This is a genomic window from Bradyrhizobium sp. HKCCYLS3077 (genome assembly GCF_051167555.1).
In the GTDB taxonomy this organism is placed as follows: domain Bacteria; phylum Pseudomonadota; class Alphaproteobacteria; order Rhizobiales; family Xanthobacteraceae; genus Bradyrhizobium.
On the sequence record NZ_JBNPTH010000006.1, the window covers coordinates 231,379 to 243,100 of the forward strand.

Annotated in this window: 7 protein-coding genes; 3 read left to right on the forward strand and 4 right to left on the reverse strand. The window is 66.2% G+C overall.

The window, feature by feature from the left end; translation table 11 throughout:
• The first annotated feature begins 357 nt into the window (after window positions 1–357).
• Window positions 358–3,960: an error-prone DNA polymerase gene (locus tag ACQR0Z_RS24465; RefSeq protein ID WP_434920336.1), complete on the forward strand. Its 3,603-nt coding sequence runs from the start codon at window positions 358–360 to the stop codon at window positions 3,958–3,960.
• Window positions 3,961–3,982: 22 nt separating this feature from the next.
• On the opposite strand, the gene ACQR0Z_RS24470 is transcribed toward ACQR0Z_RS24465, so the two are convergent.
• From ACQR0Z_RS24470 to ACQR0Z_RS24485, 4 genes are all read right to left on the reverse strand, one after another.
• On the reverse strand, window positions 3,983–4,750 hold the full coding sequence (locus ACQR0Z_RS24470; RefSeq protein WP_434920337.1) for a DeoR/GlpR family DNA-binding transcription regulator: 768 nt from the start codon (window positions 4,748–4,750) through the stop codon (window positions 3,983–3,985).
• A gap of 88 nt (window positions 4,751–4,838) precedes the next feature.
• Window positions 4,839–5,837, reverse strand: coding sequence for a 4-hydroxythreonine-4-phosphate dehydrogenase PdxA (pdxA, locus tag ACQR0Z_RS24475; protein ID WP_434920338.1), 999 nt, complete (start codon window positions 5,835–5,837; stop codon window positions 4,839–4,841).
• Window positions 5,834–7,075, reverse strand: a complete 1,242-nt coding sequence (locus ACQR0Z_RS24480) for a four-carbon acid sugar kinase family protein (RefSeq protein WP_434920339.1) — start codon at window positions 7,073–7,075, stop codon at window positions 5,834–5,836. Before ACQR0Z_RS24480 ends, pdxA begins: the two co-directional genes overlap by 4 nt.
• Before the next feature lie 4 nt (window positions 7,076–7,079).
• Complete coding sequence (locus ACQR0Z_RS24485; protein ID WP_434920340.1) at window positions 7,080–8,105, reverse strand: 2-keto-3-deoxygluconate permease; 1,026 nt, start codon at window positions 8,103–8,105, stop codon at window positions 7,080–7,082.
• Between the two features lie 785 nt (window positions 8,106–8,890).
• On the opposite strand from ACQR0Z_RS24485, the gene ACQR0Z_RS24490 reads away from it, so the two are divergent.
• Window positions 8,891–9,619 carry a hypothetical protein gene (locus tag ACQR0Z_RS24490; protein ID WP_434875382.1) on the forward strand — a complete coding sequence of 243 codons (729 nt, stop codon included), beginning with the start codon at window positions 8,891–8,893 and terminating at the stop codon, window positions 9,617–9,619.
• Window positions 9,620–10,483: 864 nt separating this feature from the next.
• Window positions 10,484–11,701, forward strand: a complete 1,218-nt coding sequence (locus ACQR0Z_RS24495; RefSeq protein ID WP_434875610.1) for an efflux RND transporter periplasmic adaptor subunit — start codon at window positions 10,484–10,486, stop codon at window positions 11,699–11,701.
• Window positions 11,702–11,722 lie beyond the last annotated feature (21 nt).

Below are 11,722 nucleotides of genomic sequence, written 5' to 3' on the forward strand. Positions count from 1 at the left end.
CAATGGCAGAGGGGTAGTCCTTCCAGATGCGCGCCACGAACTCGGTGTTAATGACTCCGTCATTCCGGGGCATTCGCGCGCAAAATGGCGAAGCCATTTTGAAGCAGCGCGAATGAGCCCGGAATCCATAACCACAGGCCGATGTCGTGAGTGGAGATGCCCACCACCAGCGTGCCTCAAACGGCACCCTGTGGGTATGGGTTCCGGGCTCGCGCTCCGACTTGAGGCCGACATGCGTCGGCCTCAAGCTCCGCGCGCCCCGGAACGACGGCGCTTGTGCAAGCCGCTGCGGCAGGACAAATCACCTGTATTTATGGATCACATTGTCGCCGACCCAGCATTCGCTGCGGCCGCGCCATGACTCCCGTCGCCTACGCCGAGATCGGCGTCACCACCAATTTCTCCTTCCTGCACGGCGGCTCGCATCCCCAGGCCTATGTGCACCAGGCCGCCGATGACGGCCTCGCCGCCATCGGCATCGCCGACCACAACACGCTGGCCGGCATCGTCCGCGCCTATAGCGAGCTGAACAACGACCGGCTGAGCTACAAGCCAAAACTGCTCTACGGCACGCGGCTGGTGTTCACCTGCGGCACGCCGGACATCCTGGTCTATCCGCGCGATCGCGCCGCCTATGGCCGGCTGTGCCAGCTGCTCACCCGCGGCAAGCGCGGCAGCGACCTCGACAAGGTCGCCAAGGGTGATTGTCGCCTGACGTTCGAGGATCTGTTCGACTTCATCGACGGCCAGCTCGTGGTGCTGATGCCGCCGCATCGCTTCGACGAGGACGCCCTCGGCAACATCCTTGCTCGTCTGAAAGACAGCCCCGCCGAAGGCGTTTGGCTCGCCGGCAGCCTGCAGTATCGCGGCGACGACCGCCGCCGGCTGGCGCGGCTGGCGCGTCTCGCCGCGTCCGCCAAGGTGCCGCTGATCGCCACCAATGACGTGCTCTATCATCACCCTAGCCAGCGCATGCTGCAGGACGTGCTGACCTGCATCCGCGAGAAGGCCTCGATCGAGAGCATCGGCCGCCGTCTGCAGGCCAATGCCGAGCGCCATCTCAAGCCGGGACATGAGATGGCGCGGCTGTTCCGCGATCATCCCGACGCCATCACCGAAACTCTCCGTTTCGCCGACCGCATCAGCTTCTCGCTCGATCAGCTCAAATACCAATATCCCGACGAGCCGGTACCGCCCGGCAAGACCGCGCAGGGCCATCTGGAGGACCTGACCTGGGCCGGCGCCAAGAGCTATTTCGGCGACAAGCTCGATACCAAGCTACGCGCAGTCCTCAACAAGGAACTGGCGCTGATCGCCGAGCTCAACTACGCGCACTATTTCCTGACCGTCCACGACATCGTGCGCTACGCCCGCAGCGAGGGCATCCTGTGCCAGGGCCGCGGCTCCGCGGCGAACTCGGCTGTCTGCTACGTGCTCGGCATCACCTCGGTCGATCCGACCAAGATCGACCTGTTGTTCGAGCGCTTCATCTCCAAGGAGCGGCTGGAGCCGCCTGATATCGACGTCGATTTCGAGCATTCGCGGCGCGAGGAGGTGATGCAATATGTCTATCGCCGCTACGGCCGGCACCGCGCCGCGATCATCGCCACCGTCATCCATTATCGCCCGCGCAGCGCCATCCGCGACGTCGGCAAGGCGCTCGGCCTGACCGAGGACGTCACGTCCGTGCTCGCCGACACCGTATGGGGCAGCTGGGGCGACGGCCTGTCGGACATGCAGGTGCGCCAGGCTGGGCTCGATCCGAAAAATCCGATGATCCGCCGCGCGGTGGAGCTCGCCTCGGAGCTGATCACCTTTCCGCGCCATCTCTCGCAGCATGTCGGCGGCTACGTGCTGACGCAGGACCGGCTCGACAGCTACGTGCCGATCGGCAACGCCGCGATGGACGACCGCACCTTCATCGAATGGGACAAGGACGATGTCGACGCGCTCAGCATGATGAAGGTCGACGTGCTCGCGCTGGGCATGCTGACCTGCATCCGCAAGAGTTTTGCGCTGATCGAGCAGCACAAGGATATTCATTACGATCTGGCGTCGGTGCCGCGCGAGGACCCGAAGGTCTACGACATGCTGTGCAAGGGCGAGTCGCTCGGCGTGTTCCAGGTCGAGAGCCGGGCGCAGATGAACATGCTGCCGCGGCTGAAGCCGCGCACCTTCTACGATCTCGTCATCGAGGTCGCGATCGTCAGGCCCGGCCCGATCCAGGGCGACATGGTGCATCCATACTTGCGCCGTCGCAACGGTCTCGAGAAGGTCAGCTATCCGGCGCCTGCGAATGGTCCGAAAGACGAGCTCTACAAGGTCCTGCACAAGACGCTCGGCGTGCCCCTGTTCCAGGAGCAGGCGATGCGGATCGCGATCGAGGCCGCAAAGTTCTCGCCCGAAGAGGCCAACGGCCTGCGCCGCGCGATGGCGACGTTCCGCAACGTCGGCACCATCGGCTCCTACGAGGAGAAGATGGTCTCGAACATGATCGCGCGCGGCTATGATCCGGCCTTCGCCAAGAGCTGCTTCGACCAGATCAAGGGTTTTGGCTCCTACGGCTTCCCGGAAAGCCATGCCGCGAGCTTCGCGCAGCTGGTCTATGTCTCGTCCTGGCTGAAGCGCTTCCATCCCGACGCGTTCTGCTGCGCGCTGTTGAACTCGCAGCCGATGGGCTTCTACGCGCCGGCCCAGATCGTCGGCGACGCCTACAAGAACGGCGTCGAGATCCGCGACATCGATGTCTCCCACAGCTTCGCCGACAACACGCTGGAAAAAACCGACGGGAAATACTGCGCCGTCCGCCTCGGCTTCCGCCAGATCGACGGCTTCCGCTGGATCGACCGCGACGAGGAGCGGATCAGGAAGTTGTCGGAAGCGGTGCGAAGGGAGGCGAGGGCTGTTTCCACACATTCCTTGCCAGCCATCCCCTCGCTGTCATTCCGGGGCGCGCGCAGCGCGAGCCCGGAATCCATAACCACGATCGGGAGTATGGATTCCGGGCTCGCCCTCCGGGCGCCCCGGAATGACAGCGGGGAGAGAGTGTTGTCCAACTCACAATTCATTGATGGATTGCGCGACGCTGTCGCATCGCCCCGGAATGACAACGAACAACAAACCCACATGTTGCTCTCGAATGCCGACCGCGAGGACGACTGGGCCGACCGCATCATCCGCGCGCGCCAGCGCCGCCCGTTCACCTCGCTCGAGGACTTCGCCCGCGACACCGCGTTGCCCAAGCGCGCGCTGCTGCTGCTGGCCGATGCCGACGCGTTCCGCTCGCTCGGGCTCGACCGTCGCGCGGCACTCTGGGCCGTACGCCGGCTGCCCGACGATGTGCCGCTGCCGCTGTTCGAGGCGGCAATCGCCCGTGAGCAGCCGGACGAGGGCGCACAGCCGCTGCCCGAGATGCCGCTGCCGGAGCATGTCGTCGCCGACTATCAGACCATCCGCCTGTCGCTGAAGGGCCACCCGATGGAGTTCCTGCGCCGGCGCTTCGCCGCCGAAGGCGTGCTGGCCTGCCGCGATGTCAACGACGCCAACGATCGCCGCCGCATCCGCTGCGCCGGCGTGGTGCTGGTGCGGCAGCGGCCGGGCAGCGCCAAGGGCGTCGTGTTCATGACCCTGGAAGACGAGACCGGCATCGCCAACATCGTGGTGTGGCCGAAGGTGATGGAGACCTTCCGCAAGGAGGTGATGGGCGCGCGCCTGGTGCTGGTCGAAGGCCGCATCCAGAGCAGCCCCGAAAAGGTCGTGCATCTCGTCGCCGAGCGCCTGGTCGACCGCACCGCCGATCTCGCGCTGCTGTCAGACGACCGCCTCGGCGCCATCCCGCAAGGGCAGATGCCCGCCGAGCCGCTCAACGACGACCGCCGCGACCACCCCGAAAATCCCTCCCAGCGCGTCAGCCACCCCCGCAATGTTCGGATATTGCCGCGGTCGCGGGATTTTCATTGAGGCAGGCGCGCAAGACGCCGTCTCAACTCGCGCGGCCCACCACGACCCGCGCACCTGCTTCCGCAAACGCCGCGCGTTGTGCCTCCGACGCGCCGTCGTCCGTCACCAGGGTCCAGCGCGGCGGCAGCGGGGCCCAGGCGTCCTGTTCGGCGCGGCCGAGCTTGCCGGCGTCGGCGAGCACGATCAACTCGCGGGCCTGCTGCATCATCAGCGATTTCAGCGCCACCTGGTCGAGATCGGCCTCGCACAGGCCGCGGTCCGTCACCACGCCGTCGGCGCTCATGATCGCGCGGTCGGCCGTGATCCGCCGCAACGCGTCGCTCGCCAGCGGCCCCATCGTGCTCATGCTGGTGGTGCGCAGCGCGCCGCCCAGCACCACGATCTCGATCGCCGGCTCCTTGGCGAGAAAGGGCAGCAGCGCGAGATTGTTGGTGATGATGCGCAGCCGCCGTTGCAGCAGCAGCCGGCCGAACGCGGCCACCGTCGAGCCGGCGTCGAGGATCAGGGTGTCGCCGTCCTCGATCAGCTCGGCCGCCGCGCGCGCGATCGCCTGTTTCTCGCGGCCCTGCACCGCCAGCCGCTGCTCCAGCGTGGCCTCGGCGACGTGGCCGGTGAGAATGGCGCCGCCATAGGTGCGGCGCACGGCGTTGCTCTTCGACAGATGCTGCAGGTCGCGGCGCACGGTCGAGGCGGAGACGTCGAAGCGCCGCGCGAGATCGTCGACATCGATCTCGCCGGCGTTCAGGGCTTCGAGGAGGCGGGCATGCCGCTCCTTGCTGCGCATCGACATCGGCCTCTCACCCTCAGTGCCGCGCCATGCTCATTGGCGCCGGTTGATGAGCGGACGCCATAGCATGCCGGCGCGGCTGCGCAATCCGTCAGGCGGCTTGCTTCGGCGCGAGATCCGCCGCCTGGCGCAGCGCCTCGATCAGGCTGCGCTCGTCGGCGATGCCCTTGCCGGCGATGTCGAACGCCGTGCCGTGGTCGACCGAGGTGCGGATCACCGGCAGGCCGACCGTGATGTTCACGCCGGCCTCCAGCCCCAGCACCTTGATCGGGCCGTGGCCCTGATCGTGATACATCGCCACCACCATGTCGTAGTCGCCGCGGCCGGCGAGGAAGAACAGCGTGTCGGCGGGCAGGGGGCCGCGCACGTCCCAGCCCTTGCGCTGGCAGGCTTCGACCGCCGGCGTGATCTTGGCGGCCTCCTCGCCGCGGCCGAACAAGCCGTTCTCGCCGGCATGCGGATTGATCGCGCAGACGCCGATCTTGGGAGTCTTGATTCCGGCGCGCACCAGCACGTCATGCCCGCGCGTGATCACGCGTTCGACGAGCCCGGGCTCGATCTTCTCGATCGCGTCCAAGAGGCCGATATGCGTGGTGACGTGGATGACGCGCAGCTTCGGCGACACCAGCATCATCGAGACCTCCGGCGTCCCGGTGAGATGCGCCAGCAGTTCGGTATGCCCCGGGAATTTGTGCCCGGCCGCATGCAGCGCCTCCTTGGAGAGCGGAGCGGTGCAGATCGCCTGCGCGGTCCCCGCCTGCACGATCTCGACGGCCTTCGCGATGTAGCGATAGGCGGCTTCGCCGGCCACCGGCGAGACCTGGCCGAACGGCAGGTCGTCCGGCACGATCTTCAGGTCGACGCATTGCACGGCGCCCGAGGCGAAATCGGCCTCGCTGGCCGCGCCGAGTGCGTCGACGTCGCGGGCCGTACCGACGATCCGGCCGGCCTTGCGCAGCCGCGTTGCGTCGCCGATCACCAGCGGGTTGCAGATCGACCGCGTCTCCGGATGGTTCAACGCCTTCATGATCACCTCGGGCCCGATGCCGGCCGGATCTCCCATGGTGATTGCGATGGTCGGACGGGTCATGAGAAGCTTCCTCTGGTTCGGATCGCGCGCAGGCGCTCGCTGATGCGGATCAGGCTGTGCGCGTCGCCGAACGCGCCGGCCTTGGTGGCAATCGGGACGGCGATCCGGCCGAGCGTGAGGCCGAGCGATACGCCCGGCTCGATCTCGTCGGCGAGACGGATGCCGTTGACGCCGAAGCGCGCGAGCAGGGCGGCCGCGGTCTCGCCGCCGGTCGCCGCGAAGGCGCCGATGGCGGGCGCGACCGTCTGCAGCGCGTCGGCAAGACTGTTTGCAAGCTGTGCGCCGAGCCGCATGTCCGGGTGATCGTTCATCGTGATCTCGACGAGCGCATCGCCGCCTTGCGCGAGCTGTGCCGCGACGCCGACCGCAAGCGCTGCGCGGGCGTCCTCATCCTGACCGAGCAGCATCTCCGGCGCGACCGGAAAATGCCTCGCCGTGCCGCTCGCCTGCAGCGCGCGCGCCGCACTGCGCGAGGCTCCCGCGAGCGAGCCGACCACGATCAGGGTCCCGCAGGCGTTGGCGGGGATCCGCAAGGTTTCGCCGGTCTCTGCGGCCTCGAGACCGGCCAGCGCATGCGCGAGCCCGGCGCTGCCGATGAAGAACGGCGCCGGCGAGACGTCACCGCTCGCCTTGGCGATCAGGTGCAGATCGTGCTCGGTCTCTGCGTCGCAGATCGCGACGATGTTTCCCGCGGCCGCGAGCCGGGCCAGCGTGCCCTTCAAGTCGGGGCCGCGCACCGCGGCGAGCGCCACCTTCTCGGATCTCACGCCGGCCGTGGCGAGCACCTCGGCCAGATCGGCGGTCGGATAGCTGTGGTCGCGCTGCCAGACCTCGGCCTGTTCGAGCGGCCGTCCCTGCACCAGGATGCGTCCGTCCACAGTGGTGCGGCCGGTCGCCGGGAACGCCGGCGCGAACACGCCGAAGGCCGGCCCCGCTTGCGCGAGATGCGCAAGCGTCGCCGCCGTCTCCGCCGCCGGCTGTCCGCGCAGCGTCGAGTCGATCTTCTTGAACAGCCGCCGTCCCGGACCGCCGAGCCTTGCCTGCACCTGGGCATGCCGGCGGGCGGCATCCTCGGCCGCAAGGCCGCGGCTCGCCGCGTCATAGGCGAGCACCGGCAGCCGGTGATCGGACGCGTCCTCTCCCCAGGTCACCGCGGCGGCGCGTCCGCGCCGCCCGAAGGCGATCGCGCAGTCCGCTGCCCCGGTGAGGTCGTCCGCGACGATCAGCCAGCCTGCCATGGGATCAGTGACCTGCCGGACGTGGCGTGGGTGTCAGTGCAGCCGTGGTCGCCACCTCGTCCTCGCTTTCCGTGTCCACGCCAGGGCCGACCTTTCGGCTGACCCAGGCGGTCAGCAGCGGCGTCAGGATGGCGGTGACGACGACGCAGGCCGCGATCAGGATGGTGGCAGGGCCGGCCGCCGGGGCATAGGCCGGATTGGCGGCGGCCACGATGGCCGGAACGGCCGCGGCATTGCCTGCGGTGGAGGCCGCAGCGACGCCGGCGACACCCGTGCCGCCGGTGATCCGGTCAGCAAGGAACAGCGGAATGCCGGTCACGATCACCACCGCGACGCCCATGCCGAGGCCGAGCAGGCCGGCCTGCCAGACCTTCGACAGGTCGAGCCCGGCGCCGAGCGCGAAGGCGAAGAACGGGATCATCACCGGGATCGCGCGGCTCAGAAAGGCGCGCATCTCGCGGTCGAGATTGCCGATGATCATGCCGACGACCAGCGGCAGGATGGCGCCGACCAGCGCCTGCCACGGAAACGCCGACAGGCCGGCGACGCCGAGCGTCAGCATGGTCAGGAACGGGCCGCTCTCCAGGGTCATGATCGTATAGGCGCCGACGTCGCGCGGCCGGCCATACTGGCCCATCAACGCCATGTAGAGCCCGCCATTGGTGTCGTTCATCGCCGCCACGATCGCGAGCGTCGAGATGCCTGCGAACATGCCGGAGGTCACCGGCGTCTCGCCGAGAATGCGGCCGAAGATCACGCCGAGGATCACGGCGACGCCGACCTTCACGACGAGCAAGGTGCCGCCCTTCTTGACGATGTAGGGCGTGGCGCGGAAGTCGATGCTGGCGCCCATGCAGACGTAGAACACGGCGAGAATGGTCAGCGAGCCCGAGAACAGCGCGCCGGTGAAGGAACCGAAGAACTTCGGCGTCTCGGGGAAGAACGTGGCGATCAGCGCGCCCACCAGCAGCGGCACGACCATCATCCCGCCCGGCACCTTCTCGATCGTCTGCTTGATGGGCACCTGCATGTCCCGCGTCCTTCCCTGATAACGTCAAATTCTAGGCATTTTGCGCATTTTTCTGGGACGAAAGATGCGCTCCCGGGTCAAATAAGCTCGAAATGCGCATAATGCAAACATGATTTGCGCGATATGCGCAATTTCGTGACTGGTTTGCCCGGAGTGCGCGCGCCGCCCAGCGCGTCGCGCCCCGTTGCGGTCGACGAGTGGCCTGACGCCTGCGGCTGTTCGCGGTCAAGCGCGCCCTGGAGCAACCTTCGATGCAAGCCAAGGATCCATCGAGACGAGCTGAAGTGTTTGAAGTGCTCGACGATTGAGGCTCGACAACCTGCATGCGAGGACCGCCCAGCCGACATCGCGCGTGCTGCTGCACGATCCCTTCAACGTGACGAGATAAGTACAATGCCTACATTCTTGCTTGTTAGTTTGTAGGATCGAACCTCGCCTTGTAGGGCAGGGCAATCGCATGTGGACATTCCAGGCTGTCGCGACGAACGATCCTGCAGGTTATTTACTCCGTCATGCCCGGGCTTGTCCCCCCTGCGCGGCCGAAGCAGCTTCGGCGCGGCGAAGGCCCGGGCATCTACGTCGTTCTCAGCATGCCGGCGGACGTGGATGGCCGGGACAAGCCCGGCCATGACGACGTGGAGAGAGACGAGCACAAAACGGCGATCGCCACATGCGATTGCCCTGCCTACCGCTGCTCCGCCCGAAGTCGGCAGACGGGCCATCTTGTGGCCTTCATCGCCACGATATCAATTCTTGTCGTCCAACACGCCACGAAGCCTCTCCTCATGCAGCTCTCCGACCGCTCTCTCTTCATCCTGAACATGGTGTTCGTCGTCATCGGCGTGCTCGTGCTGCGCTCCAATCCCGACGTCGGCATCGTCACCATCGCCTTCTTCGGATCGGGCGCCGTCCTCGCCGCCAGCATCATCATCCGCAAGCGGCGCTCGGTGCCGAAGGCCGAGCGGGTCATGCTCGCCGGCGGTGTCCCCATTCGCCCCTCGCGCGTGCTGATCGGAGGCCTCGGCGCCTGGCTTGCAGTTCTCGGCGTGATCCTGACCGTGTTCGGCTGGTCCTACGGGATCGTGTTTCGTTGCCTGTCGATCGCCTCGCTGATGTTCGGCTGCTATCTGCTGGCCGCCGTCCTGATCGGCTGGCTGCCGAGCACCTCGATCCAGTTCGACGAGACGGGGATCACCTTCGGCTATCGCGGCTTTTCCTACGTTGTCGCGTTCGACAACATCGCGGATCTGGCAGTCGCCGAGATGAACCGCAATCCCTTCCTGCTCATCCGGCTGCATCAGCCTGATGCCATCGCGGTGACGCCGCCCGCAAGGCATCTCGATGCGCTCAAGCGGATCGGCCGATCCGAAGCCCTGATGGGCGCTCACATCGCCATTCCAACCCAGCAATATTTGATGGACGCCACGCTGCTCTCGCAGGCCATCGCGCGCTATGTCAACGAGCCGTCGGCGCGCAGCGAACTCGCGGTGAGGTCGCTGGCCAAGGTGAAGTAGATCAACCAGGGACGGCGACGCCGGTCGGCCTGCAACGAAAAAAGCGCTTTACAATTTTCAGAATTCGTGTTCTATTCTCGCGCATCCCGTCCCAACGAGAAGGGGCGTAGCGCGCGATCGTCACGACACGCGGGGCGGGGAGCGATGGCCGTGGTGTTGCCGCAGCGTGCTTGCACGTGGACGAACGGCAGCGCGCGGACGTGAAGTCGCAGCGTGCTGGCACCCCGAAGCTGGTGTCCCGCGCAGTGCGTAAGCATTGTCGCGAATGGTGGCCAACAAGCCGGCGCACCAGGCAGACTGCGTATAAGCGTGAAGACCGTCGCGCAGGGAAGGCCGGACGATTTCGGCTGCACCTGTGGTACCTGCCGCCTGCATTCTTGTTAGCAGGCGGGCCGCAGGCGTCAGTCGGCGCCTGGCCTTCCCTGCGCCCTCCTCACGAGAGGGTGAAGCGATCAGCACAACTCGGGCGCATCCGCGCCGCGAGGCTGCGGTCCGATGCCGCGAAGCGATCGGTCCGATTCGCGGATTGTGCGCCGAACGGCAGTTCGAAAATGGAGTAGGTGCGTACCCGTGGAGGTTGGCTTCGGCGGCCGCGACACCGTCCTCGCGATTTATTACGGCAGGATGACATTATGGTGCGTCGCGAAGGAAATCGCGATTGCCCAAAACGAGCTGAATACAAGCTGAACGGCTGTCGTTGAACTTTCAAATTTTTAAAGCAAAACAACGGCGAGTTTGGCGATTTTTAGGTTGTTTAAAGCTCCAGTTCCGCACTATTAGCGGCAACGATGAGCCCGCCAATGCCGGAATCGTCGACGGATACAACGAGCCATGGCGTCTGAACCGAACGCATATCCGCAGCTGATGAGCACCAAGCGACTGGTGATGGGTCTGGCCGTGCTGGCGGTCGCCGGAGCAGGCGCTTATGGCTATACCCGGTTGGGGTCTGCGCCGGCCCCCAAGGACAACATCGAACTCTCCAGTCAGTCCAAGCGCAACGGCACGACCTTTACTCCGTCGGCGGCGGAATGGGCGACGCTGACGATCGAGCCGGTTTGCGAAAAGATATTCCGCGCCGAGCACATCACCGAGGGCAAGGTGGCTGTCGATGAGGATCGCTCGACGCCGGTGTTCTCCCCCTATGCCGGCCGCGTGACCAAGCTGCTCGCTCGTCCCGGCGAGACCGTGCGCCAGGGCCAGCCGCTGTTCGTGATCGAGGCCGCAGATACCGTCCAGGCCCAGAACGATTTCATCACCGCCATCACCTCGATGAACAAGGCCAAGTCGACGCTCGACCTCGCCGACATCCAGTACAAGCGCGCCAAGGACCTGTTCGAGGGCCGGGCGATCCCGCTGAAGGATTTCCAGCAGGCGGAGGCGACCTCCGTCCAGGCGCAGAACGACATGCGGTCGTCGCAGACCGCGCTCGAGGCCGCCCGCAACAAGCTGCGGATCCTCGGCTTCACCGATGCCGCGATCAGCAACTTCCAGAGCAAGGGCGTGATCGACCGCGAGATCACGATCTACGCGCCGATCGGCGGCACGGTCGTCCAGCGCAAGGTCGGACCGGGACAGTACGTCAATGCCGGCGCGAGCGATCCCGTGTTCGTGATCGGCGATCTCTCGACCGTCTGGCTCACCGCCTTCGTGCGCGAGAGCGATGCCGCGCTCGTGAACATCGGCGAGGAGATTCTCGTCCACGTGCTGGCCTTGCCCGGCCGTCCGCTCAAGGCCAGCATCAACTACGTGGCAGCCTCGATCGACCCGGCTACGCGCCGGCTCTTGGTGCGGGCCACCATCGACAACAAGGACGGCCTGCTCAAGCCTGAGATGTTCGCCAATGTCACGATTTATTCACCTGGCGAGCAGCCCGCCGTCGCGGTGCCGCGGCAGGCCTTGATCTACGAAGGCAACCAGGTGCGCGTCTGGGTCGCCCGCCCCGACAAGTCGATCGAGCTGCGCAAGATCAAGACCGGCCTGATCAATGGCGATCAGGTCGCGGTCGAAAGCAATCTGAGCCCCGGCGAGCAGATCGTAACCAAGGGCAGCCTGTTCATCGATCGCGCCGCCTCCGGCAGCTGACGTGGTTCTCTTGCCTGCCGT